A 25,803-nucleotide genomic window follows, 5' to 3' on the forward strand; every position below is an offset into this window, starting at 1 on the left:
CTGGTTAATGGTCACTGAGCCAGATGTCATACGCGTTCTCCGGCATCTGCTTGTAGCTGCGGAAACCCGCGCCATGCACATAGCTGGCGGCGGCAATTTGGTCTTCCGGTTCATATAACGGAATCGCCAGCGCCTGCTCGACTAAGGCGTAGTGCTGAAGCTGGCTGTAGAATTTACGGCGCTGGTTGATATCCAGCGTGGTGGCGGCCTGATCGAGCCAGCCGTTGATTTCCGGGCTGTTGACGCGGCTGTAGTTGATTGCGCCACCGGCTTTCACCGGACGGTAGTGGTTCTCGATGTCGATGCCGTCGGTTTCAGTATTCGAGTTGGCAATCGAGCCAAAGTGACCGCTGTTGCGCACGTCGGCATAGGTGCCGGAATCGACATAGCGCAGTTTGATCTCCACGCCGAGACGCTGGCGCGCCTGGGCTTGCACCGCCTGTAACAGCACATCGCGTTGGTCGCGTACCGTGGCCTGCGCCTGAATCACTTCAATGCTCAGTCGCTGGCCGTCTTTGCTGCGAAAGCCTTCTGCGTCACGCGTTTGCCATCCGGCTTGATCCAGCAGTTTGTTCGCCGCCGTCGGGTTATTGCCGTACTGGCCTTCCAAATCATTGTTGTAGAGTGGATCGACCGGTGAGGTGATGCCCCATGCGCGGGTGCGTTCGCCGCGATACACCGATTTCAATAGTGGATCGATATCCAGCCCTTGCAACAGCGCCTGACGCACCTTCACATCTTGCGTTGGGCCATATTCCACGTTGAGGAACAACGAATAAGGTGTGCCGGTATTCAGCGCGTGCTGATAGGTAAAATCTGCGCTGTCATTAAACTCGCTGGCATCATTGCCGGAGATCCCCTCAATGATATCCAGCTGGCCGGAAAGCAGCGCGCCGGTGCGCACCGAGGATTCCGGCAGGAAGCGATAGGTCACCCGCTCCAGATACGCCGGGCCTTGATGATGTGCGGTGGCCGGTGCCCAGTGGTAATGCGGATTGCGCACCAGTGTTAGCTGCTGGCCCTTTTCGTAGCTTTCGATGATGAAAGGGCCGGTGCCCGCGATCTCTTTGCCGCCGGCTTTGAGCTGCGCTGAGTGCCAGCTGGCGGGAGCCAGAATCTGCAGCTTTGCAGCAAACGACAGGAATGGCGCATAGCCCTGTTTTAAGGTGATCACCACAGTGTCGTTATCAGGTGTTTCAACGCTGGCAATGCGCGCGCTCAGGGCGCAGATGCTGGTTCCGGCGCAATATTTCGGGTCCTGGACCTGGCGGAAGTTCTCCGCCACCGCGTTGGCATCCAGTTTCTCACCGTTCGAGAAGGTGACATCGCGACGCAGCGTAAAGCGATAAACTTTGCCGTCCGGGCTGACTTCGTAACCCGTCGCCAGCCACGGCACGAAGCTGCCATCGGTGCGACGTGCCAGCAGGGATTCCCACACATTGCGCAGCGTGACCTCTGCCTTAGACTGCCCGTTAAGCTGCGGGTTTAACGGTGCCGGTTCTGTCTCCACACCATAGGTCAGTGACCCGCCGCTGCGCGGGGATTCTGCGCCAGGCGTGGCCGAGGTGTTCAGCAGGCACGCCAGCCCCAGCGCCAGCGTGATTGAATTCGCTTTCATAATGTCCCTGTTGTTTTTGAAAGGGTGAGTCAGGCAATTTTGGCAATCGGCTGCGGGTGGAATTCCTTTTTCAGGAACACCAGCGCTTCGCCCAACGCATTGGTACGGTGATGAAAAGGCTGATAGCCGCGACGCAAATAAAGCTCGCTCAACCAGGGATGTTTGGTGGCGGTTGCCAGATAGACGCCCGGCGCTTTAAGCGTCTCTTTCAACAGGCTGTCTTCGGCGTAGCTAATGATTTCACGGCCATAGCCCTGCCCTTTGTAATCGGGATCCACGGCAAACCAGTGGATAAATGGCAGCGATGAGGGCGCATCAGTTTCCTGCTGCCACGGAAAGCGCACCGTGACCGTTGCAACAGCGCGCTTCCATTTGCGCAGCACCAGCACCGTTTCCTGTTCAATGACGCGGCGTACCTGCTCGACGTTGCCCTGCGAAATGGTGAAATGCACATCCAGCGCCACCAGCGAGGCATACGCACGCTGTAACAGGGCAAATATCTCTTCGGCATCGTCGGGTTTGGCGATTTGGATGGATTGGCTCATGTTCGGGTTTCCTGAATTTATCTTCAGGGAATTATTGAAATCCGGGGAATTAAAGTAAAACGAGAATAGTGGCAATGGATTTGTTAATTGTGGGAAATAACAGAATCGTTTTATTCGGCACATAGCATAGCGGCAAAATTTATCGCGCGCCCATGAGCAATAAAGTTGCTTCTCATGCACGCGCAATAAATCATGCCGCTACAAATATTTTTTACAGATTAGTGTTTGCTTAACCATACATCGTAAACACTTTCCGGCATCTGTTTATAACTGCGGAAGCCGTAATCGTGCACGTAGCTGGCGGTGGCGAGCTGATCTTCTGGTTCGTACAACGGAACCGCTAAGGCCAACTGAAGCAGTGCACGCTGCTGCAACTCGCTGTAATACTGACGGCGTTGCTGCAAATCGAGCGTGGCAGCGGCCTTATCCAGCTGTGCATTAAGGCCAGCATCGTTAACACGGCTGTAGTTAATCGCGCCGCCCTGAGCGATGGGCCGATAGTGGTTCTCAATATCTACGCCATCGGTCGGCGTGTTGGAGTTGGCGATGGTGCCGAACTTGCCGCTTTTGCGCACATCCGCGTAGGTGCCGGAATCAACGTAATTCAGCTTAAGATCGATGCCCAAACGCTGGCGCGCTTGTGCCTGAATGGCCTGCAATAACACGTCACGCTGGTCGCGCACCGTGGCCTGAGCCTGAATCAACTCAATGCGCAGCCGCTCGCCATTTTTGCTGCGGAAGCCTTCGCTATCACGGGTTTGCCAGCCTGCTTCATCCAGCAGTTTGTTGGCGGCATCCGGGTTATTGCCGTATTTTCCTTCCAGCTCGTTGTTGTAGAGCGGATCAATCGGTGAGGTAATGCCCCACGCGCGCGTACGCTCACCGCGATACACTGATTTCAAAAGCGGGTCGATCTCCAGCCCCTGCAACAGCGCCTGGCGCACTTTAACATCCTGCGTGGGACCATACTCAACATTGAGAAACAGCGAATATGGCGTGCCGGTATTCAGCGCGTGCTGGTAGGTGAAATCGCTGTTGTCCTTGAATTCACCGGCATCATTGCCCGAGATTCCTTCTATGGCATCCACCTGACCGGACAGCAGCGCCCCGGTTCGCACCGAGGATTCCGGCAGGAAGCGATAGGTGACGCGGTCAAGATAGGCCGGCCCCTGATGTTTCGCCGTGGCAGGCGCCCAGTTGTATTTCGGGTTCCTGACGTAAGTGACCTGCTGACCCTTTTCGTAGCTTTGCAGGATAAACGGGCCGGTGCCGGCAATCTCTGTACCGCCCGATTTCAGCTGCGATGACTTCCAGCTGGAGGGGGAGAGAATTTGCAGCCCTGCGGCGAATGAAAGGAACGGCGAATAAACCTCTTTCAACGTAATCACTACCGTGTGATCGTCTGGCGTTTCAATCTTGTCGATGTGTGAACCCATCAGGCACAGGCTGGTGCCGGCGCAGTATTGCGCCACCTGAGTTTGACGGAAGTTTTCGGCCACCGCGTTGGCATCAAATTTTTCTCCGTTGGAGAAGGTGACATCGCGACGCAGGTTGAAACGCAAGGTTTTGCCATCCTCGCTGACCTGATAACTTTCGGCCAGCCAGGGCACAAAGCTGCCGTCCGGACGGCGTGCCAGCAGCGATTCCCAGAAGTTACGCAAGGTGATTTCGGCTTTGTCCTGCCCGTTCAGTTGCGGGTTAAAGGTAGTGGGTTCGGTTTCGACGCCCACCGTTAAACTGCCGCCCGTGACCGGTTTGTCGGCGGCAACAGCGTGAAACGCACCGCCAAGCAAACTTAAGCCCAGCGCCAGAGAAATCGCATTAATTTTCATATTATCCTTGGTGATAGCAGGTGTTATTTTAATCAGCCCGAATTCCGGCCTGTTTTTTAATTTCCGCTAAAGTATTAAAATCCAGATAAATAAATGTAAAACGACAATAGTGGCAAAGGTTGTGATGAAATGATTTAAGGCGGGAAATAAAATAGTCGCGCCACCCTTTATGGCGGCATGCAGCCCTCCGCATTAATGCGAATATGACGAATGGATAGATGAAATGGTATTAAGTGGCGGCATCCTTGCCGCCCCATCATTACTCGGCGCGTGACGCAATAATGGCTTCGGCCACATTGCGTGGCGCTTCAGCGTAATGCGCAAACTCCATGCTATAGGTCGCACGGCCTTGAGACATGGATCGCAGCGTGGTGGCGTAACCAAACATCTCTGACAACGGCACTTCAGCGCGAATGATGCGTGCACCAAAGCGCTCATCCATGCCCTGCAGCGAACCACGACGTGAGGACAGATCGCCCATCACACCACCGGCATACTCCTCTGGCGTCTCCACTTCCACCTGCATCACCGGCTCAAGGATCACCGGGTCAGCCTGTTTCGCGGCCGCTTTGAAGCCAAAAATCGCTGCCATGCGGAAGGCCATCTCCGATGAATCGACGTCGTGATACGAACCGAAGGTCAGGGTGGCTTTCAGATCCACCACCGGATAACCCGCCAGCACACCGCTGTTCAGCGCCTCACGAATCCCCTTCTCCACTGAAGGAATAAACTCGCGCGGCACCACACCGCCCTTGGTGGCATCTTCAAAGGCAAAACCGGCGCCTGCCGCCTGCGGTTCCAGCGTCAGCACCACATGACCATACTGACCTTTACCGCCCGACTGGCGCACAAACTTGCCTTCCACATCGCGCACCGTTTTACGGATGGTTTCGCGATAGGTCACCTGGGGTCGACCAATGTTGGCTTCGACGCCGAATTCACGCTTCATGCGATCAACGATGATTTCCAGATGCAACTCGCCCATGCCGGAGATAATCGTCTGGCCTGACTCCTCATCGGTGTGCAGGCGGAACGACGGATCTTCCGCCGCCAGACGCTGCAGCGCCAGCCCCATTTTCTCCTGATCCGCCTTGGTTTTCGGCTCAATCGACAGCGAGATTACCGGGTCCGGGAACTCCATGCGTTCCAGCGTGATCACTGCATTGGGATCGCACAGTGTTTCACCGGTCGTGACCTCTTTTAAGCCGACACAGGCGGCAATATCACCCGCACGAATCTCTTCGATTTCGATGCGATCGTTTGCCTGCATCTGCACGATACGCCCGATGCGCTCCTTGCGCCCTTTCACCGCATTCCACACGCTGTCGCCTTTGCGCAGCACGCCGGAGTAAACGCGGACGAAGGTCAGTTGACCGACGTAAGGATCGCTCATCAGCTTGAATGCCAGCGCCGAGAATGGCTCATCGTCATCCGCATGACGTTCATCGTGCTCGCCCTTTTCATTCACGCCTGAAACCGCTGGAACATCCAGCGGTGACGGCATCAACTCAATCACCGCATCAAGCATGCGCTGTACGCCTTTGTTTTTAAACGCACTGCCGCACAGCATCGGCTGGATCTCGCCAATCAAAGTGCGTTGACGCAATCCGGCGATCACCTCTTCTTCGCTCAGGTCGCCCTGCTCCAGATAGCGATCCATCAGCGCTTCACTGGCTTCGGCCGCAGCGGCCACCATATTTTCACGCCACTCAGCGGCCAGCGCCTGCAGCTCCTCGGGGATTGGCGCATAGCTGAACGTCATGCCCTGGCTGGCCTCATCCCAGTAGATGGCGCGCATCTTGTTGAGATCCACTACGCCTGCGAAATGCTCTTCCGCACCAATCGGAATCACAATCGGGACCGGATTGGCATGCAGACGATCTTTCATCATCTGCACTACGCGGAAGAAGTCCGCACCCTGGCGGTCCATCTTGTTAACAAAGGCAATGCGCGGTACGTGATACTTGTTGGCCTGACGCCACACGGTTTCTGACTGTGGCTGAACGCCACCGACCGCGTCATATACCATCACGGCACCGTCCAGCACACGCATGGATCGCTCCACTTCGATGGTGAAATCGACGTGTCCGGGGGTATCGATGATATTGATGCGGTGTGGCGTGAAGCTGCCATCCATGCCCGGCCAGAAGCAGCTCACTGCCGCCGAGGTGATGGTAATGCCACGCTCCTGCTCCTGCGCCATCCAGTCTGTGGTTGCCGCGCCATCGTGCACTTCACCCAACTTGTGGCTCATCCCGGTGTAAAACAGAATGCGCTCAGTGGTGGTAGTTTTGCCGGCATCGATGTGCGCGGAGATGCCGATATTGCGATAACGTTCGATAGGTAGGGGTCGGGGCATGATGCGTCCTTAGTCTGTTCGACTGGATAAATGGGCGAGCACCATTGCCCGCCGCTGCGCAACAGCATAGACCTATTGTACGAGTAAATACGAACAGTTTGAGCCTTTTTTAGCCATCGGAAAAATCTTGTGACGGTTTCAGCATTTACGGGCTGGCAAGCTCAGCCCTTCCCGATTTATGGTAAGGCTTCACTCTCAACGGGAAATCTAACCATGCGCATTCTGGTTGTCGGCGCCGGTGCCACCGGCGGGTATTTCGGTGCACGTCTGGCGCAAGCAGGACGTGATGTGACATTTCTGGTGCGCGAGCGCCGTTTTCAACAGCTGCAACAAAACGGCTTAGTGCTGAAGACGCCGGGCAGCACGGAAGTGATTCAGCCGCAGCTGGCGCAAACCGGCAAGCTTACCGGCCAGTTTGATCTGATTATCCTGACGGTGAAAAGCTTTGGTCTGGATCAGGCGATTGAGGATATTGCCCCCGCCGTCGGGCCAGAAACGCTGATCATGCCGATCCTTAACGGCATGCGCCATATCGATACGCTGCGCGCACACTTTGGCGACAAGGTGATAGGCGGCCTGTGCAAAATCAACACCACGCTGGGTGAACAAGGTGAAGTGGTGCAGATGACACCGCTGCATATTCTCTATTACGGTGCGCTGGATGGGCATAATGATGCACGTCTGCAACGTGTCGATGAAACGCTGAACGTGGCACAGTTCGACAGCGTTTTTGCTGACAACATCATCAGCGAGCTGTGGGAAAAATGGCTGCTGCTGAGCACGTTGGGTGCGGTGTGCTGCATCGCGCGGGGAAATACCCAGCAGGTGTTGCGATCTCAGGGTGGTGAGGCATTGTTGCAGGGGATTTTTGCTGAAGTACTTTCCGTGCTAAAAGCAGATGGCTATCAGGAACGCCCAGCGGTAACAGCGAAGATCTATGAAACGCTGAATAATCCGCAGGTAGCGATGACATCTTCAATGTATCGCGACTTAACCCAGGGTTACGAGATTGAGGCGGATCAGGTGATTGGCGATCTGCTGGTGCGCGGTGCACGCAGTGGCCTGGTGACGCCGTTGCTGAATGCGGTGTATGTGAATTTGCAGGTGTATTTGCAGAATCGTTAAATCGCGGGTTAATACCGTTGCGGCGCGATTTGTCGCGCGAACCTGAAAAGGTTAAATCGCTGATTAATGAGCAATAAATTGCGCCGCTACGGGATTATGCGCGTTTTATCCAAGACGCGACTTTACACCTGGCAGCTGCATCAATCGCTGCCAGCCGGCTTCCACCTCATCCGGAATATCCACATGCCCGAGGAAGCCTTTACCTCGCGGGCCATAGCCGTTTTCATCATCGCGCAGGCGCTGAATCTCACCCATCAGCAGTGAGAGAAAACGCTCCATTGACCATAATCCCTGCGGCGGCGCGCCGATAATGCGCAGCATGCCAGCATCCATCATCACCTGCGGGACGAACACCGGCCAGCTGATAAATTCGGGGGCGTCGGCACGGTCGCGCCACTGGTGGCGGAACGTTTCCCAGGTGCGGCGCTGCATCAGAGGGTCCTGCACCAGCAGCACATGCTGCGGCTGCCACTTCTGCTCATCCAGCAGTTTTTGACTGAAGGCGGCATTCTCACCACAGTTGCGTGAGGCGGTTTCCAGCAGCAACTGATCGTCTGGCAGTGCGGCAAACATCTTTGCCATGTCGCCCAGCAACTCTGCTTCGCTTTTGCCTTGAGTAGGAATCTGACGATAGAGCGGATGATTAGCGATCATCTCCGCCAGTAGCACTGTGGAATGGCCGATACCGCCGCTGATCAACAGTGGCAGTTGATACTTCTTCGCTAGCGCAATCACGCCTTCAACATTCGGCAGTACCGCGTGACCGGCAAGAATCGCCAAATCAACCTCCAGCGTGCCGTCCGCCGGCATATGGTCAAGCGCCAGCCAGGCCGCAAGCGTATTGATATCCTGAATCTGTTGGCTATTGAGCTGCATCGCATTCTCCTCGCATTAACACTGGCAGTGTAGCGGCTTAACTCCGCGACAGCAGAGAAAAATTTGCTACACTCGCCGCTATCAGATTCAGGAGAGTTTATGACAGCGCGTTCCGTTACCCTCGATGATGTCGCCGAACTGGCGGGGGTTTCCTATCAGACCGTTTCCCGTGTGCTTAACCATTCCGTGCAGGTCTCGCCGCGCACGCGCGCCAAAGTCGAAGCCGCGATGCAGCAGCTTAACTATGTGCCTAACCGCGTGGCACAACAGCTGGCCGGTAAAGCCACGCGCACGCTCGGGCTGGCCACCAGCGATCTGGCACTGATGGCGCCCGCGCAGATCGCCTCGGCGATTCATGAACGTGCCGCTGCACAGGGTTATCATCTGGTGATCGCCATGGCGAACGCGACCGAAAACGCCCAGGATACGGTGAATGAATTGCTGGCGCAGCGCGTGGATGCGCTGCTGATCAACCTGCCGTTGGATGCCGAACAGGCCGCGCAGGTGCAGCAGCAGTGCGGCAGCAAGCCTGTGCTGTTTCTGGATGTTGAACAGCATGCCGCTGTCGCCCAATGCCAGTATCAGAGTGAATCGGGTGCGCAGCAGGCGGTGGAGCATCTTGTCGCGCTGGGTCATCGCCAGATTGGCGTACTGAACGGGCCAGAAAGTTCGGCGTCGGCGCGGGCACGCTTTACCGCATGGCAGCAGGCATTGGCATCGCATCAGCTGCAGCCGATATGCGTACTGCACGGCGACTGGAGTGCGGCATCCGGCTATCAGGCATTATTGCAGCTGTTGCCCGATCGCTTACCGCAGGCACTGTTGGTGGCGAACGATCAGATGGCACTCGGTGCGATGCGTGCACTGCATCAACATGGCGTGAAGATCCCCGGCGAGATGTCGATTATTGGCTACGACGATACCGCCGAAAGCGCGTGGTATCAGCCGCCGCTCACCACCGTGCGTCAGGATTTGCAGCAGTTGGGTGCGGTAAGCGTGGATCGCTTGCTGGCAGAGTTAGCGGGGGAAGCGGTGCAGCCCATGCCGCTGAAAACTGAATTGGTATTGCGTGAGACCACGGCAGAGCCGATGCAGAATGGTGTAGATGTGGCGGAGATTGCGCAGCAGTTGCAGGCACTCGCGCGGGCATTAAAAAAGTCGCCATAAATGGCGACTCTATAGGCAGAAAACGTGAGGTGCGCTTTGATGCGCACCTGGAAAATCACTGTGGCTTTGGCTCGCCCATCGCTTTCAACTTCTTCGACAGCTCGCGACGCTCTTTAGAGAGATCAGCGTTTTTGATGATGTACTCATCAACGCGATCTTCATAGTCCACACGCATTGACGCAATAATTTCCTGAATCGCTTCAACGCTCATGCCTGGTTTGATGTATTCACTCAGGTTGTCCAGCAGCAACACACGTTTCTGGTTATCACGGACTTTCTTCTCGTTATCCACGATTTCGCGCTGCAGTTTGTTTTTACGACGAAACATACGCACAAACTCCAGAACGTCCTGAAACGATTGCTTGGCATTTTCCATGTTGGCACCTTTCTTTGAGCCTGCCGCGGCAGGCGGAATAGTCATGAGCTACAGCTTAGCGGCTGACTTAATGTGAAAGCAATTTTCACAGCTAAATTCGGACTGGCACTTATCTTAGCGCAAAGAAAGGGTGATTCACATTAAGTCATTGCCGGAGAAAACTATTTGCGCAATGCCAGTCGTACCAGGTCCGTTATACGCTCCAGTTGACGCGCCTGTTCCAGACTCAGCCATACGTAGCCGTAGATCGCCGTGGTCTCTAAGCGCCCGCTACGATTGGCCATCAACTGCTCCAGTTCCTGCGTGATCTCTTCCAGTTCATGACTGTTGGCGATCACTTGCTCCGTCTCCCCTTTCACCATCAGCGTGGCCAGGGCATTCAGGGTATCTTCCGTCATCTTCTGACTGCGACGCAGCGTCGGCGCGTTCAACAGCAGCAGGTGGCTCTCACGTGATGACCACCATGCATCAATTTGCATCTGCATAGTGTTAACCATATTACGGTTGATGGTCTGAATCGCTTCAAACACCGATTTCGGAATACGCGTCTCTTTGCTGGCTGGTTCCAACAGCGCGCGCATTTTGATCACGCTGGAGAGCTGTTTCTGGAAAGTCTTATTGAGTCGCGGTTTTTCCAGCAGGTTGGCGGAGAATCCGGTGTGATGCAGTTTCGCCATCGCCAAAAACGAATCTGACAGCTGAATGCGCCAGTGCGTGAAGGCTCGCTGCGCCAGAATCGCACTGAACAGCAGCGCCATGATCGACCCGAGGATCACATCACCGCCGCGCCACAGCGCCACGGTGAAATCACCAGCCGGAGCCCCCACCACCACGCCGAGGGTAATACCAATCAGTAGCGCCATGTAAGGATGTTTGCCCAGCGTCAGGTAGCCGCAGATGATCATCACCACGAAGCACCACGACAGCATCATTGGCAGCGAAATCAGCTCCAGCTTCAGGGCAATCAATCCCGATGCCAGCCCCGCAAAAGTACCGCTGATGCGTTGAATCACGCGCGGAAAAACATTGCCCCAGGTTGAGATCGGCCCCATTACCACCACCAGCGTGATCAGCGGCCAGGTGCCTTCCGGAATATCAGTCAAACGCACAAACAGAAAACAGAGCACAAAGGCGATAGCGATGCGCACGCCGTGCACAGCGCGATAATGGCGGTAGAACCAGAACTCAATGGCAGAGATGGGTTTGTCGGCGCGTAACATGGTGGTCCGGAAACGATAAAAATTTGCGCGCTATGTTACCCTGGCGCGACACGAACATTGAGTGCTGCACAGCACTATTTCCGCTCTTTTTTTGCAATTCAACAAGTGCGCTACATCTTATTTTCGCTTATGAAACATCGAAGTAACGCACTGATGATATTAGTCGGCTGCACGTACCGGAATGTACATGTCCACCAGCCAGTCGCCGCTGTCAGAGCCGTCGGAAAGGTAATGTTCGAAGCAGGGACGATTATCCACCTGCCAGTCGGTTTTCGTCTTGAGATGATCAAACAGGCTGTGCCAGGCAGTGAAGAAATCGTTATTCATCACTTCCATGCGCGCATGGAAATATTGCCCACCGGGTAGCAATCCCTGTTCGATGTCGTCGCCATAAGAGGGCACCGCATCGGTAGGCGCAGTGATCACCGTTTCAACGCGCAGCTCTTCCGGCGGTATGACTTCTGGATTGCCATAATAGATGGCGAGCCATTCGCCTTCGACGCCATGCTGTTCGACCCAGCTTTTCAGCTGGTTGAATCCGCGCGGCACCGTCTCTTGCCAGGGTCCCTGCAGATGATAGCCCAGCCAGCTTTGAGGATTACGCTCAACGATTGATGCTTTCATACCTTTGCCTCCGTTCAGCAGCAGAAAGCCCATTCTGGCCGCTCCCTTGATATCGGCAAGAGCGGCCATGCCATCCGCTGCGGATTACAGTTTCAGTTTTACGTAGTCACTGATACGCGTGATGATGCCGGCTTTATCCACGCCTTGTAGGGCATATAGCGGATAGCTCGCCAGCTGCTTGTCTTTGTCCATTACCTGGATTTCACCCACCTGCTCACCCGCTTTCAACGGCGCTTCCAGGTCTTTACGCTCAATCACATACTTCGCCATCACGTTTGACACTTCGGTACGCGGCAGCGACAGATAAATATCCTGGGTGGTGCCGACATCCACTTTATGCGGATTGCCGTACCAGACGTTCTCGGTGCCGATTTTCTTACCCGCATGGAACAGCTGCACGGTATCGAAGTTGTTCTGACCCCACACCAGCAGTTTACGCGCCTGCTCTTCACGCCCTTTCGAACTCTTGCCGCCCATGATCACCGCAATCAGGCGATGGCGACCCACCACATTCGACGCGATGATATTGAAGCCTGCTGATTCAGTATGGCCTGTTTTCATGCCATCAACGTGAAGGTTTTGATCCCATAACAAACCGTTACGGTTATTTTGCGTGATGCCGTTCCAGCTCAGGGTTTTCTCGGCGTACATGGCATAGAAGTCCTGCTCACCGCTGATGATGGCGCGCGACAGCACCGCCAAATCGCGCGCGGTGGTGTGCTGACCCGGCGCATCCAGGCCGTGCACGGTTTCAAAGTGGGTGTGCGTCAGGCCAAGCTTCTGTACGTAGTTGTTCATCATATTGACGAAGCTGTCCTGGCTGCCTGCCACGTAGTCCGCTAACGCCACGCAGGCGTCGTTGCCGGAATCAATGATCACGCCACGCATCAGATCACGCACCGTGACTTTATCACCCGGTTTGAGGAACATCAGCGAGGAGCCTTTGAACACCGGATTCCCCGCTGCCCAGGCATCTTTGCCTACGGTAACGTAGTCATCGCGGGTGATTTTTTTCTGATCGACCGCGCGATCGACCACATAGCCGGTCATCAGCTTGGTAAGACTCGCTGGGTTACGCTCTTCATCAGGATTACCTGCGGTGAGGATCTGGCCCGTGGTGGCGTCCATCAGCACCCATGAGGCCGCATCAATCGGCGGAGGCGTCATTGGGAATGGCATGCTGTCGTCAGCGTGCGCCAGTGATGCCCAAACAATCATTCCAGATACAGTTACCAGCAGACGCCTTTTCAACACTTCTTCCTCAAAATCAAAAAATGAATTTACCGCCGCACGTTTTACGGCAATTAGCGTCTGGATAGTTGAATAAATTGAAAAAAAGTATGAACTGCGGACAAATGCTGCGCGCCTGCCCGCAGCAGCGGTAATCAAGGTTGTGCTCCACCCGGCGGGCGACTATTCTGTGCCTTGATTTTCTACAGCCAGGATACCGCCGTGCCCGCCTCTGAGTTCACCTTTTTGTTTCACGATTATGAGACCTTCGGTAAAAGTCCTTCGCTGGACCGTCCGGCGCAGTTTGCCGGGCTGCGCACCGATAAAGATTTCAACGCCGTAGGTGAACCGCAGGTGTTTTACTGCCAGCCCGCTGATGACTATCTGCCGCAGCCGGAAGCCGTGATGATCACCGGCATCACGCCTCAGGTGGCTAAAGCGCGCGGCGTGACAGAAACAGCGTTTGCTGAACGTATTCATGGCCTGTTTACCGAGCCGCAAACCTGTGTCATCGGTTACAACAATGTGCGCTTCGACGATGAAGTGACGCGCAATATCTTCTATCGCAACTTCTTCGATCCTTACGGCTGGAGCTGGCAGAACGGCAATTCGCGCTGGGATCTGCTGGATGTGATGCGCGCATGCTATGCCCTGCGCCCGGAAGGCATTGTCTGGCCGGAAAATGATGATGGCTTCCCGAGCTTTAAGCTGGAGCATCTCACCAAAGCCAACGGCGTGGCGCACGAACAGGCGCACGATGCGATGTCCGATGTGTATGCGACGCTGGCGATGGCCAAACTGGTGAAAGAAAAGCAGCCGAAGCTGTTCGAGTTTCTGTTCACCCATCGCAATAAGCAGAAGCTGATGCACCTGATTGATATCCCGCAGATGAAGCCGCTGGTGCACGTCTCCGGTATGTTCGGTGCGGCGCGCGGCAACACCAGCTGGGTAGTGCCAGTGGCGTGGCATCCGGATAATCGCAATGCGCTGATTGTGGTGGATCTGGCGGGCGATATGCAGCCCCTGCTGGATCTGGATGCGGATGAACTGCGCGAGCGGTTGTACACCAAACAGAGTGAGCTGGGCGATCGCGCGGCAGTGCCGATCAAGCTGGTGCACATTAATAAGTGCCCGGTGCTGGCGCCGGCGAATACTTTGCGTCCGGAAGATGCTGAGCGTCTGAATATTGACCGTCAGCGCTGTCTGGCAAACCTGGCACTGCTGCGTCAGCACGCTGAAGTGCGCGAAAAAGCGGTGACGCTGTTTGCTGAGGCCGAGCCGTTTAAGCCTTCGGAAGATGTGGATGCACAGCTGTATGATGGTTTCTTCAGCGATGCCGATCGCGCGGCGATGAACATTGTGCGTCAGACGCCGCCGCAGAATTTACCGGCACTGGATTTGACCTTCGACGATAAGCGTATTGCGAAGCTGCTGTTCCGCTATCGTGCGCGTAACTTCCCCGGCACGCTGGATGATCAAGAGCAGCAACGCTGGTTGCAGCATCGCCGCGAAGTGCTGAATGCCGATCGCGTTCAGGCGTTTCTGTTAGAGCTGGAGTCGTTAGCGAGCTTGCATGAGGATAATGCAGAGAAGATGGCACAGCTGAAAGCACTGTATTTGTATGCGCAGGAGTTGGTGTCTTAGTCAGTCCACATGCGTTAACTCTGCCATATGAATCGCGGTATGTTGCGACCCAGTGCGCATAAATGCGCACCCTACGATGCCCGCTGTGACGTGTTACCCATGTGCCCGGTTTGTACCTTAATGCGTACTCTAAGATTCCTGGTCGTTTGATAGGTATTTGGGGTGAAGGCGCACATAAATGTGCGCCATACGAGTGGATTTCGTAGTGTCGCCATTTATGGCGACCGGTTTATCCTTAAATCAATTCCCACACCATCCAGGTGAGCGCAAAGCCGCTCAAGCCCATCAAGGTGGTCAGCACGGTCCAGGTTTTCAGGCCATCGGCCACTGAAAGCCCCAGATAGCGCGTCACCACCCAGAAGCCGGCATCGTTAACGTGTGACAAGCCCAATCCACCGAAGCACGCTGCCAAAGTTACCAGCACGCGCTGCATATCGGTCACATCGCCTACCGCCTGGCTCAACAGGCCGCTGGTGGTCAGAATCGCCACCGTAGCCGAACCCTGGGATGCACGCAGCGCCAGTGACAGAATAAAGGCGGCTGGCACCAAGGGCAGATGCAGAGTTTCTAGCGTGACCGCCAGCGCTTTACCCACGCCCGATTCCACCAGCACTTTACCGAACGCACCCCCAGCACCCGCCACCAGAATCACGCTGGCAGAGCTTGGAATCGCGCGACCGGTCAGATCTTCCAGTTTCTCTTTGCTCCAGCCGCGACGCACGCCCAGCAACCATGCCGCCAGCGCCAGCGCAATCAGCAGCGCAATCGGCGGGTTACCAATCACCGTCATCACGTTACGCAGAATGCTGCCTTCCGCCAGCATGGTGTGCGCCAGCGTACCCAGCACGATCAACACAATCGGCACCACAATCAGGCCCGCGATGGTCATTGCCCCCGGTGGTGGCACTTCGCTTTTTGGCGTGCCTTCCGGTTTTGCCAGCTGTAACTGCTCAAGCACATCCACGGAAAGGTGGTATTGACGCAGGTTCATCGCTTTTGCCACGTAGTAACCGACAATGCCAACCGGAATGGAGATCAGGATGCCGAGCATCATTAACCAGCCCATATCGGTATGCAGAATACCGGCCGCGGCTGCCGCGCCTGGGTGCGTCGGCAATGCTACGTGCACGGTCAACATCACGCCTGCCATCGGCAAACCAAACTTCAGCGGTGAGACGCGCGCGACTTTGGTAAAGCCGTAGATCAGCGGAATCACAATGATAAAGCCGACTTCAAAGAACACCGGAATACCGAGGATAAACGCTGCCATGGTCAGCGCGGCGACGGTACGTTTGATACCGAGCGACTTACTGAAGCGCTGCGCCAGCGATTCGGCACCGCCTGAGGCTTCAATCACTGCGCCGAGCATCGCCCCCAGCACGATGATAATGGTGATATGACCCAGCAGGTTGCCCATGCCGCTAAAGATGGTTTCCATAATCTTATCAGCCGGGATACCGGTACTGATGGCGACGATCAGACTGACAATCAGCAGAGCAACAAACGGATGAACTTTGGCTTTTATCACCAGCAGCAGCAGTATGACAATGCTGGCAGTAGCGATAGCTAACAGCAACGCGGTTGACATGATAAACCTCTAATTCTATTCCCCCCGTCATACTTCAAGCTACAGGTGCGTTGGCTACGTGGATTCGCCCCAGTCACTTACTGATGTAAGCTTCCGGGGACTCACCCACTTGCCGCCTTCCTGCAGCTCGAATTATTTAGGGGGTACTTGGGTATATTTTTAATGTTTTATGAATTCAGGTAAGACTTCACCCGCACAGGGCGCAACGCACTGTGCTGGGCGGTACAACAAAGGTTATTTCGCGTAAGGCGCGAACCAGCCGAGGCCCGCTTCGGTACGACCGCGTGGGAAGTACTCGCAGCCAACCCAACCGTCATAGCCGACCTCATCCAGCAGGCTGAACAGGTACGGATAGTTGATCTCGCCTTCATCAGGTTCATGACGATGCGGCGCAGAGGCGATCTGGATATGGCGATAACGCCCAGCGTATTCGCGAATCAGATGGCTGAGGTTGCCGTCTACCAACTGCGCATGGAACAGATCCAACTGTGTGAACACGTTCGAACGATCGATACGTTCCATCATCGCCAGCGTCTGATACTGGCTGGAGTAGAGATAGTTCGGCTTCGTTACCGGGTTCAGCGCTTCCAGCAGCAGGCGAATACCGTGCGGGGCAAAACGCTCAGCGGCATAATGCATATTGCGCACGAAGGTCTCTTCGTAAGCGGCACGATCGGCACCGTTCGGCACCGTTGCCGCCATCACGTGCACCTGCGGGCAGTTCAGCGCCAGCGCATATTCCAGCGCACGATCGATATCGGCACGCGCTTCTTCTTCACGGCCCGGAATCGCAGATACCCCCCACTCCCCGGCCTGCACGTTTCCGGCCGCGGTATTGAACAGCACCAGCTCCAGCTGATGTTTCTCCAGCTCGGCTTTGATCACCTCGGCCGGATAGTCATACGGGAACAGGAACTCAACAGCACGGAAACCGGCGTTGGCGGCTGCGGCAAAGCGTTCAATAAACGGCACTTCGCCGAACTGCGTGGATAAATTAGCTGCAAACTTAGGCATCAGTAATTCCTCAATTCCGCGACTTCATCATCGGTCAGATAACGAATCGAGCGGTCGCCGAGCGTAAACATCAGACGCGCGGTCTCTTCCAGTTCTTCAGTGTTATTAGCTGCTTCACGCAGCGATTTACCCACGACCACCGGGCCGTGATTGGCCAGCAGGAACGCGTTATAACGTGGCGCGAGCTGCGCAAGATCTTCGGCCAGACGATCGTCACCCGGTTTGTAATACGGCACCACCGGCACATCGCCCACGCGCATCACCACATAAGGCGTGAACGGGCGAATGCAGTTTTCGCTGTCGAGATCGTTGAGGCAGGAAAGCGCCGTCAGATAGTGGCTGTGCAGGTGCACCACCGCTTTGCAGGCGGGATTGTTCAAATAGAGCGCACGGTGAAACGCCACTTCTTTCGAAGGCTTGTCACCCGAAATCCACTCGCCCTGCATCGTCACTTTTGACAGGCGATCGGCCTGCAGTTCACCGAGGCAAGAACCAGTAGGTGTCGCCAGCAGGTTGCCGTCTTCCAGCAACAGTGAAAGATTGCCTGCTGAGCCGGTGGCGTAACCGCGCTGGAAAAAGGAGGCGCCAAGTTGCACCATCTCTTCGCGTGCTTGTTGTTCGGTCATGCTGAAAACTCCGTTTGTGCGCGGGCAAAGAATTGTTCGTCGCCAAAGTTGCCCGACTTCAGGGCCAGCGACAGTGGCTGATGGATGTCGCGCACCCACGGCACGCCAGGAGAAATCATCGGGCCGATGTGGAACGCCGTGACACCCAGGCTTTGTGCGACCACGCCAGAAGTCTCACCGCCGGCGACGATAAAGCGCTGCCAGCCGCGTGATTTCAGCTCACAGGTAACGGCGGCAAACAAGTGCTCAACCGCTTCGCTGCTGCGTGCCGCGCCATATTGCTGCTGAATCGCCTGCAGTTGCTGGGCATCGGCAGTGGCAAACAGTAGCGGTGCCAGCGGTTGCTGGTTATTCGCGACAACCCAATCGCACAGTTCCTGCGCGTAACCTTCCGCATCGTCGAGGCAGCGCTCAACCAACACTTCGTGCGAAGGCGCCTGCTGGCGATAAGCTTGTACCTGACGGTTGGTCATCTGCGAGCAAGAGCCAGAAATCACCACCGCACGTTCGCCCTGTGGACGTCCGGCTTGCTCGGCATCACTGTTCTGTTGCTGGGTAGCCCAGGCGCGCGCAATACCAATTGCCAGGCCGGAACCGCCGGTCACCAGCACCGTCTCTTTAAGCGCTTCGCCCTGGGTCAGCAGATGCTGTTCGTTGAGCGCATCCAGCACCACATAGTTGATGCCCTGCGTTTTCAACACGGCTAGCTGCTCACGCACCGCTGCCACGCCTTTATCCAGCTGAGCAGCATTGATCACCGCCGCCTGCCCTTTTGCCTGGCGCGTCATCAGGCGCACCAGATTGCTGTCGGTCATTGGCGTCACCGGATGATGGCGCATGCCCGATTCAGACAGCAGCTGATCGGCAACAAACAGATAGCCCTGATACACGGTACGACCGTTCACCGGCAGCGACGGAGAGATCACCGTTTGCGTTTCGCCCAGCGCGGCCAGCAGTGCATCCGTCACTGGGCCGATATTGCCGTGCTCGGTGCTGTCGAAGGTGGAGCAATACTTAAAGTAAAAACGATCGCAGCCCTGCTGTTGCAGCCACGCCAGCGCCGACAGTGACTGATCAATTGCCTGCTGTGCCGGGCAAGAGCGTGACTTCAGGCTGATAACAATCGCCTGCGCGCTCACATCGTCATGACTTTCCGGCACGCCGTTGAACTGGATAGTGGGCAGACCGTTTTGCACCAGGAAGCTGGCAATGTCCGTTGCACCGGTAAAGTCGTCTGCAATCACGCCTAAACGCATGGTTACTTCTCCTTTGACTCTGGCAGCGTGATGCCGCTGAAAATCTTGATGACTGCGCTGTCATCTTCACGACCGTGGCCGGCATTACTCGCTTCGGTGAACATGTTGAGTGCGGTGGAGGCCAGCGGCAGTGGGAAATGCAGCGATTTGGCGGTGTCTGCCACCAGGTTGAGATCTTTCACGAAGATATCGACGGCGGATTTCGGTGAGTAGTCACCGTCCACCACATGACGCATGCGGTTCTCGAACATCCACGAGTTACCGGCGGCGTTGGTCACCACGTCATACATGGTATCGAGTGGAATGCCTGCACGCGCGGCCAGCGCCATCGCTTCTGCGCCCACCGCAATGTGCACGCCCGCCAACAGCTGGTGGATGATTTTGACGGTTGAACCGAGGCCAATTTCACTGCCCACGCGATACACTTTAGCGGCCACCGCATCCAGCACCGGCTTCAGCAGCGCAAAGGCTTCGTCGCTACCAGATGCCATCACCGTCATCTCGCCGACGGCCGCTTTAGCTGCACCGCCTGAGACTGGCGCATCCAGCATCAGCAGTTGATGTTGTGCCAGTTGCTGTTCAATCGCCTGCGCATCTTGTGAAGAAATGGTGGAAGAAACCATCACCACGGTGCCAGGTTTCAGCTGCGCAGCCAGACCGGTTTCGCCAAACAGAATCGCTTTGACCTGCGCGGCGTTAACCACCAGAAGCAGTACGGCATCTAATTCTGAGGCAAAGCTTGCAGCTGAAGACTGTGCATCACGCGCGCCAGCCTGACGCAGGGTTTCTAGCGCTTGCGGATTTAAATCAACGCCCCAGGTGTTCAATCCAGCGCGAATACAGGACTGCGCTGCGCCCATGCCCATGGAACCCAAACCAATGACGCCAATGTTATTCACGGTTGCTGACACAGCACACCTCCGTTGTTAATTTAAGTGATATTTTGTTCAATGGTGTTAATTCTGCCGCAGTTACTGGCGGAGAAACGTGCGGTAAATCACATAAATTAACTTACCTGCACAGCAGATAACATTGATTCACACGACTGTATTTCTGCTGGAACGCCCATTCTAAAGGGATATACACTCACAATCGCTCAGGATAAATTGTGCTGCAGGCTGTGAATTGATGCCTTACAATGTGAAAAATTGGTAATTCAGGGAGAGCGATGTGATTCCGGTAGAACGTCATCAACAAATTTTAGCGCTGGTTGCTGAACGCGGCGTGGTGAGCATTGCCGAGCTTACCGAGCGTTTGGGTGTCTCGCACATGACCATTCGTCGTGATGTGCAAAAGCTGGAGGAGCAAGGTGCCGTACTGTCGGTATCGGGCGGCGTACGCTCAGCAGATCGTCTGGCCGCTGAGCCGTCGCATCTGGCGAAAACCAGCATGTACAGCAGTGAAAAGATGGCGATTGGCCAGTTTGCCGCGCGCCATATTCCGCGCAACAGCTGTATTTACATCGATGCAGGCACCACCACGCTGGCGCTGGCTCGCGAGCTGGTCGAGCGTGAAGATTTATTAGTGGTGACGAACGATTTCGTGATCGCCCGTTTATTGATGGAAAGCAGTGGCTGCAAGTTAATCCACACTGGCGGTACCGTGTGTCGCGAGAATCGTTCCAGCGTGGGCGAATCAGCGGCCAGAAGTCTGCGCATGCTGGCGATTGATATCGCCTTTATTTCCGCCTCCTGCTGGGGGCCACGCGGCTTGTTTACGCCGGATGAAGATAAGGTGCCGGTGAAACTAGCGGCCAGCGATGTCAGCAGTAAACGCGTGCTGCTGAGCGACAGCTCGAAATACAACAAGATTGCCACGCATCTGGCGTTACCGCTGGAGCGCTTTGATACGTTGATTACTGATACGGAACTGAGTAAAGCGGGACGTGAGGCGCTGAGTGCGGGGAGTTGGGAGTTGGTGCTGGCGGGTTGAGTTTGCAGGTCTAAAAGCAAAAGGTCGCCAACATGGCGACCTTTTGCGTACGACACGAAGTCTTTATCCGCTGCGCATAATGCGCACCGAAAATTACACTTCTTCGCTGAACTGCGGAACCGGATTGCGGAACGTGCGGGTAACAAACGCCAGGTAAATAATACCAATCGCTGCCCACACCAGGCCGAGCACCATCGAGGTCTCTTCCAGGTTGATCCACAGAGCGCCCACTGTCAGCGCACCCAACACTGGCAACACCAGATAGTTGAGGTGATCTTTCAGCGTCTTGTTACGCTTTTCACGGATCCAGAACTGCGCAATCACCGACAGGTTCACGAAGGTGAATGCCACCAGCGCACCGAAGTTGATCAGTGCGGTCGCAGTGACCAGGTCGAAGTTAATCGCCAGCAGTGCCACACCACCCACCAACAGCACGTTCAGTGACGGCGTGCGATATTTCGGATGCACGAAGCCAAAAAAGCGCTGCGGGAACACACCATCACGGCCCATCACATACATCAGACGGGAAACGCCCGCGTGTGCTGCCATACCGGAAGCCAGTACGGTGACCACAGAGAAAATCAGGATGCCGATCTGCAGGGCTTTACCTGCCACGAACAGCATGATTTCAGGCTGTGAAGAGTCCGGATTTTGGAAGCGCGAGATGTCCGGGAAATACAGCTGCAGGAAGTAAGACACACCGATAAAGATCACACCACCGATCAGCGCGGTCAGGAAAATCGCGCGCGGGATGGTACGTTCTGCATCTTTGGTCTCTTCCGACAGGGAGCTAATCCCATCAAAGCCAAGGAACGAGAAGCAAAGTATTGTTGCACCGGTAATCATCGGCACCACATGGGCATTCTCAGACCAGAAAGGCTTGCTGCTGGTCAATGTTCCTGCGCCAACACCGTGCGCCACACCGTAAACCACCATACCGGTAATCACTATCATCACCACAACCTGCAGCACGACGATCACACTGTTGAAGTTGGCAACGGTTTTGATACCACGGAGGTTAGAGATGGTCATAAAGGCCACCAGCAACACCACGAAAATCCACGATGGAATGCCCGGCACCAGCGTCTCAAAGTAGCTTTTCGCCAGCAGGATGTTGATCATCGGCATGAACAGATAGTCCAGCAGTGATGACCAGCCCACCATAAAGCCGACGTGCGGACTGATAGCCTTCTGAGCATAGGTGTAAGCGGAGCCCGCAGATGGGAAGCGGCGTACCAGCTTGCCGTAGCTCACGGCAGTAAACAGTATCGCGATCAGCGCGAAAGCATAAGCGGTGGCGACGTGGCCGTCGGTCAATCCAGAGACGATACCGAAAGTATCAAACAGGGTCATTGGCTGCATATACGCCAGGCCCATCATGACAACCGGAATCAAGGTCAGGGATTTTTTCAGGTGTGCACGCTGTGGTGCAGAGGTGTTAAGCGACATTGTTCAGGCCCCCAACAGAGGTGATCTGCGGGATACTGCGCAAAGTGCTGCAGTGAGAAGTGATATTAGTGTTTGCGATTGTCGTCGCGCCGTAGTCATCACGAAAGCGAGAACCAGCTTGCGCTGGTGCAATTGTAAACAGCCCCATCTTTGTTTTCCTCAAATCTCACGCACAACGCGTGTTGTCAGTATCTATCTATCCGGATGCGTGTCCGGCCTCGGTAATTTGTGTGTGTACTTCAATCTGCAAAAAAATAACCGACGTGGTCGACGTCGGTTAGTTTCATATTTTGCAGGCCGCGTATTCTGCCCAACTTATTCCCTGGACACAAGACGTTGCAATCATTCTCTTCGTTATCAGGCGTTCTTCAGCATCCAGTCAATCTCCGTGGCGGTGATAAGCCGTTCAAACTGCATTAACTCGTTCTGTTTGCAGCTGTGCCACACGCCGCTGAAATGCTCGCCCAACAGTTTTTGCAGAGGATAGCTATTCTCGAATTCGTACAGCGCATCGCTCTGTCGCACCGGTAATGCCAGCCCTTCCGCCTCATGGCCATTGCCCTGCACCGCATGCGGTAAAGGTAGCTGATTATCCAGACCGTGCAAAATACCGGCAAGAATTGTTGACACGACCAGGTAAGGATTTGCGTCCGCACCGGCTACACGATACTCCACGCGATGGTTATCCACATCCCCACAAGGAATACGTAAGGCCACCGTACGATTGTTGTGTCCCCATGAAGCCTGGAGCGGCACGTAAGCTTCCGGCAGGAAGCGGCGATAGGCATTGACGTTCGGTGCCAGTAACGCCATCGATGCCGGCATCAAGTCAATCATCCCGGCGAGCGCGCGTTTCAACAGCGGTGAGTCGCTGCCGTCGTCGAGTGAAAAAGCGTTATGATCGGCCGCGTCCAGCATGCTGATGTGCACATGCATCCCACTACCCGCGTACTCCTCATAAGGTTTCGCCATAAAGGTCGCGGTCATGCCGTGATTTTCGGCCACCTGACGCACCAGACGTTTCAACAAAATCGCATGGTCGCAGGCTTTCAAAACATCACGGGTATGATGCAGGTTGATTTCAAACTGGCCCGGCGAAGCTTCTGCCAGCGCACCATCAGCGGGAATACCCTGCTGTTTAGCTAGATCGTCGATTTCACGCAGAACGTCGGCAAAATGATCGAGATTATCCACCGAATAAACCTGACTTTGCATGTTACGTTCGTCACTGCCCGGCGCGCACGGTGGCTGAATATAACCTTCTGCATCGCGCTTTTTATCCACCAGATAGAACTCCAGCTCTACCGCTACCACCGGGAATAGCCCTCGATTGCGCAGTTGCTGCCACAGCCGATTGAGGACATTACGGGGTTCAACGTCAAAGGGAGTGCCATCTTGGTTACACATGGTGAGCAGGAGTTGCGCGATACGTTCAGGATCGGCGGCAGAGGGAATTAAGGTGCCGGGAACCGGGATGCAAAGGTTGTCGGGTTCACCGAGAGACTGTCCGAGCCCGGCTTCTTCGACGGTATTACCGAGGATATCCATGGCGAAAACCGAGGCCGGGAAGTAACAGCCTTTTTCCAGTTTTGCCAATGCAGAGATGGGAATGCGCTTACCGCGAAAGACCCCATTTAAATCATTAAGAAGAATATCGACATACTGCGTTTCAGGATGGCGTTCCAGCCAGGTTTTGACCTCCAGCTGGAACGCGCTTGTTCGTTTCTCTTCACTGTGCCGCGTGAAGTCTTCTACTTCTACGAGGTTCGTCATGTTCCCACCCGCCCTTTACCGTTTAGTATTGGCTCGCGTAATGCTCAAAATAACAGCCACTCTTCTAACATAGCCCTAACGCAAAAAGTGTGCAAATGTAACAAACCTGTTGAAAGAACGAACAAGCGGTTGCTAGATTGACAATATATTGCACACTTTTCAGGCCGGATACGCAAAAACGGTGAAAATATTGAACAGCAACGCGGAGACGTTATGGGCATTATTTTTGACAAACCCTTGATTGGCGTAGTGATGTGTCAGAACCACATCGGCAGCCATCCTGGACAGACGGTTCACAATAAGTATCTCGATGCCATCGTGCTTGCCGGTGGCGTGCCCTTGCCTTTGCCACATCAACTGATGCACGCCCCTCATCTATTAGAAAACAGTATGACGCTGCTGGACGGATTTCTCCTCACCGGCAGCCCGAGCAATATCGAACCCTGGCATTACGGCGAAGAAGGTAAAGAAGAGCATGCCGATCCGGCCCGCGACCGCCTCGCCTTCGGCATCATCACTCATGCGATTGGTAAAAAGATGCCGATATTTGGCATCTGCCGGGGCTTGCAGGAATTGGTGGTGGCCAACGGTGGATCCCTGTATCGCCAACTGCATATGACGCATCTTTTTCAGGAGCATCGTGAAGATGATACGTTGCCGCTCGATCAGCAATATGCGCCAGTGCACGAGGTTCAGCCCGAAGCGGAAGGCTTGTTGAGCCAGGTGCTGGGCAGCGCGCAGTCCTTTGCGGTCAATTCTCTGCATGGACAAGGCATTCGTGAACCTGGCCCGCAACTGCGCATTGAAGCGCGTGCGCCGGATGGGCTGATTGAAGCGGTGAGTTTGCGCCAGCATCCGTTTGCACTCGCGGTGCAATGGCATCCGGAGTGGCACTCCGATCAAGACCCGGTTTCGCAACGCCTGTTTGCGGCCTTTATCCACGCGGCTCTCCATTATCACGAGGGAAAACATCCATGAATGATGCCACTCTGGCGCCCGGACGACGTTTATCGCAGATCCGGCAGGAGATGGGATTGTCTCAGCGTCGCGTCGCTGAGTTGTCAGGCCTCACCCACAGTGCCATCAGCACCATTGAACAGGACAAAGTCAGCCCGGCGCTGAGTACCCTGCAGAAACTGCTGAAGGTGTATGGCCTGTCGCTGTCTGAGTTTTTCTCCGAACCGAAGGTCAACAGCACGCCGCGCGTCATCGTACGGCCGGACGAGTGCGTGGAGATCGGTAGTCTCGGCGTATCGCTGCGCATGGTGGATAACGGTGCAGACAAACGCGCGCTGGCAATGCTGATTGAACGTTACGAACCGGGTTCCAGCACCGGTGAGAAGCTGCGTCATCCCGGTGAAGAGACCGGTACGGTGCTGGAAGGAGAAATCACGCTTGTGGTGAACGGCCAGAGCTATCACCTCTATTGTGGCGAGAGCTATGTGATCGATACCGGTTTGCCACACAGTTTTACCAATATGTCTGAGCTGCCGTGTCGCATTATCAGTGCGCACACGCCAGCCAATTTCTGAGTTCACGCGCTTAAGGA

At 55.3% G+C, this 25,803-nt stretch carries 22 protein-coding genes; 6 read left to right on the forward strand and 16 right to left on the reverse strand.

The genetic code is table 11. The annotated features are described in order from the left end of the window. Positions 1-4: 4 nt before the first annotated feature. The 4 genes from LBW88_RS07065 to fusA form a co-directional block, all read right to left on the reverse strand. A complete protein-coding gene (locus LBW88_RS07065; RefSeq protein ID WP_224931396.1) occupies positions 5-1,618 on the reverse strand; it encodes an ABC transporter substrate-binding protein in 1,614 nt (537 codons plus the stop codon). Between the two features lie 29 nt (positions 1,619-1,647). Then, positions 1,648-2,163, reverse strand: coding sequence for a GNAT family N-acetyltransferase (locus LBW88_RS07070; protein ID WP_224931395.1), 516 nt, complete (start codon positions 2,161-2,163; stop codon positions 1,648-1,650). Positions 2,164-2,381: 218 nt separating this feature from the next. Continuing rightward, entirely contained in the window at positions 2,382-3,995 is a 1,614-nt protein-coding gene (locus tag LBW88_RS07075; RefSeq protein ID WP_224931393.1) for an ABC transporter substrate-binding protein, read from the reverse strand. A 259-nt stretch (positions 3,996-4,254) separates the two neighbouring features. Further along, positions 4,255-6,354, reverse strand: a complete 2,100-nt coding sequence (gene fusA / locus LBW88_RS07080; protein WP_224931391.1) for an elongation factor G — start codon at positions 6,352-6,354, stop codon at positions 4,255-4,257. 213 nt (positions 6,355-6,567) lie between these two features. On the opposite strand from fusA, the gene LBW88_RS07085 reads away from it, so the two are divergent. Then, positions 6,568-7,479: a ketopantoate reductase family protein gene (locus LBW88_RS07085; protein ID WP_224931389.1), complete on the forward strand. Its 912-nt coding sequence runs from the start codon at positions 6,568-6,570 to the stop codon at positions 7,477-7,479. 105 nt (positions 7,480-7,584) lie between these two features. Here LBW88_RS07085 and LBW88_RS07090 read toward each other — a convergent pair whose 3' ends face one another. Then, positions 7,585-8,355 carry a YdcF family protein gene (locus LBW88_RS07090; protein WP_224931387.1) on the reverse strand — a complete coding sequence of 257 codons (771 nt, stop codon included), beginning with the start codon at positions 8,353-8,355 and terminating at the stop codon, positions 7,585-7,587. A gap of 99 nt (positions 8,356-8,454) precedes the next feature. Here LBW88_RS07090 and LBW88_RS07095 point away from each other — a divergent pair, with 99 nt between their 5' ends. After that, on the forward strand, positions 8,455-9,522 hold the full coding sequence (locus LBW88_RS07095; protein ID WP_224931385.1) for a LacI family DNA-binding transcriptional regulator: 1,068 nt from the start codon (positions 8,455-8,457) through the stop codon (positions 9,520-9,522). A gap of 55 nt (positions 9,523-9,577) precedes the next feature. Here LBW88_RS07095 and tmaR read toward each other — a convergent pair whose 3' ends face one another. The 4 genes from tmaR to dacD all read right to left on the reverse strand — a co-directional run bounded on the left by tmaR (position 9,578) and on the right by dacD (position 12,993). Beyond that, complete coding sequence (gene tmaR / locus LBW88_RS07100; protein WP_034824689.1) at positions 9,578-9,898, reverse strand: PTS system regulator TmaR; 321 nt, start codon at positions 9,896-9,898, stop codon at positions 9,578-9,580. A 161-nt stretch (positions 9,899-10,059) separates the two neighbouring features. Further along, on the reverse strand, positions 10,060-11,118 hold the full coding sequence (locus LBW88_RS07105) for an FUSC family protein (RefSeq protein WP_224931383.1): 1,059 nt from the start codon (positions 11,116-11,118) through the stop codon (positions 10,060-10,062). A gap of 159 nt (positions 11,119-11,277) precedes the next feature. Continuing rightward, positions 11,278-11,742 (reverse strand): GyrI-like domain-containing protein, encoded by a 465-nt coding sequence (locus LBW88_RS07110; protein WP_224931381.1) that lies wholly within the window; start codon positions 11,740-11,742, stop codon positions 11,278-11,280. Between the two features lie 84 nt (positions 11,743-11,826). Beyond that, complete coding sequence (gene dacD, locus LBW88_RS07115) at positions 11,827-12,993, reverse strand: serine-type D-Ala-D-Ala carboxypeptidase DacD (RefSeq protein WP_224931379.1); 1,167 nt, start codon at positions 12,991-12,993, stop codon at positions 11,827-11,829. A gap of 201 nt (positions 12,994-13,194) precedes the next feature. Between dacD and sbcB the strand changes: the two genes are divergently transcribed. Further along, positions 13,195-14,616 (forward strand): exodeoxyribonuclease I, encoded by a 1,422-nt coding sequence (gene sbcB, locus LBW88_RS07120; RefSeq protein ID WP_224931377.1) that lies wholly within the window; start codon positions 13,195-13,197, stop codon positions 14,614-14,616. Positions 14,617-14,851: 235 nt separating this feature from the next. Here the strand turns inward: sbcB and LBW88_RS07125 are convergent, their stop codons facing one another. From LBW88_RS07125 to ltnD, 5 genes are all read right to left on the reverse strand, one after another. After that, a complete protein-coding gene (locus LBW88_RS07125) occupies positions 14,852-16,204 on the reverse strand; it encodes a GntP family transporter (protein WP_224931376.1) in 1,353 nt (450 codons plus the stop codon). A 234-nt stretch (positions 16,205-16,438) separates the two neighbouring features. After that, the gene (locus tag LBW88_RS07130; RefSeq protein ID WP_224931374.1) at positions 16,439-17,218 is read right to left on the reverse strand and encodes an HPr family phosphocarrier protein; all 780 of its coding nucleotides are present in this window, start codon (positions 17,216-17,218) and stop codon (positions 16,439-16,441) included. Continuing rightward, complete coding sequence (locus LBW88_RS07135; RefSeq protein ID WP_058972504.1) at positions 17,218-17,844, reverse strand: aldolase; 627 nt, start codon at positions 17,842-17,844, stop codon at positions 17,218-17,220. The genes LBW88_RS07130 and LBW88_RS07135 overlap by 1 nt, the downstream gene beginning before the upstream one ends. Beyond that, positions 17,841-19,100: a 3-oxo-tetronate kinase gene (gene otnK / locus LBW88_RS07140; RefSeq protein ID WP_224931372.1), complete on the reverse strand. Its 1,260-nt coding sequence runs from the start codon at positions 19,098-19,100 to the stop codon at positions 17,841-17,843. The genes LBW88_RS07135 and otnK overlap by 4 nt, the downstream gene beginning before the upstream one ends. A gap of 2 nt (positions 19,101-19,102) precedes the next feature. Then, positions 19,103-20,011, reverse strand: a complete 909-nt coding sequence (ltnD, locus tag LBW88_RS07145) for an L-threonate dehydrogenase (protein ID WP_224931371.1) — start codon at positions 20,009-20,011, stop codon at positions 19,103-19,105. 259 nt (positions 20,012-20,270) lie between these two features. On the opposite strand from ltnD, the gene ygbI reads away from it, so the two are divergent. Then, on the forward strand, positions 20,271-21,032 hold the full coding sequence (ygbI, locus tag LBW88_RS07150) for a DNA-binding transcriptional repressor YgbI (protein WP_224931369.1): 762 nt from the start codon (positions 20,271-20,273) through the stop codon (positions 21,030-21,032). Between the two features lie 93 nt (positions 21,033-21,125). On the opposite strand, the gene LBW88_RS07155 is transcribed toward ygbI, so the two are convergent. Continuing rightward, entirely contained in the window at positions 21,126-22,481 is a 1,356-nt protein-coding gene (locus tag LBW88_RS07155) for an APC family permease (RefSeq protein ID WP_224931367.1), read from the reverse strand. A 357-nt stretch (positions 22,482-22,838) separates the two neighbouring features. Next, the gene (locus LBW88_RS07160) at positions 22,839-24,254 is read right to left on the reverse strand and encodes a glutamine synthetase family protein (protein WP_224931365.1); all 1,416 of its coding nucleotides are present in this window, start codon (positions 24,252-24,254) and stop codon (positions 22,839-22,841) included. A 213-nt stretch (positions 24,255-24,467) separates the two neighbouring features. Here LBW88_RS07160 and puuD point away from each other — a divergent pair, with 213 nt between their 5' ends. Together puuD and puuR are read left to right on the forward strand one after the other, a co-directional pair. Continuing rightward, positions 24,468-25,232: a gamma-glutamyl-gamma-aminobutyrate hydrolase gene (gene puuD / locus LBW88_RS07165; protein WP_224931363.1), complete on the forward strand. Its 765-nt coding sequence runs from the start codon at positions 24,468-24,470 to the stop codon at positions 25,230-25,232. Continuing rightward, positions 25,229-25,786, forward strand: coding sequence for an HTH-type transcriptional regulator PuuR (gene puuR, locus LBW88_RS07170; RefSeq protein WP_224931361.1), 558 nt, complete (start codon positions 25,229-25,231; stop codon positions 25,784-25,786). Before puuD ends, puuR begins: the two co-directional genes overlap by 4 nt. Positions 25,787-25,803: the final 17 nt, after the last annotated feature.

Origin of the sequence: Pantoea sp. alder81 (assembly GCF_020179835.1) — a bacterium.
In the GTDB taxonomy this organism is placed as follows: Bacteria; Pseudomonadota; Gammaproteobacteria; order Enterobacterales; family Enterobacteriaceae; genus Pantoea.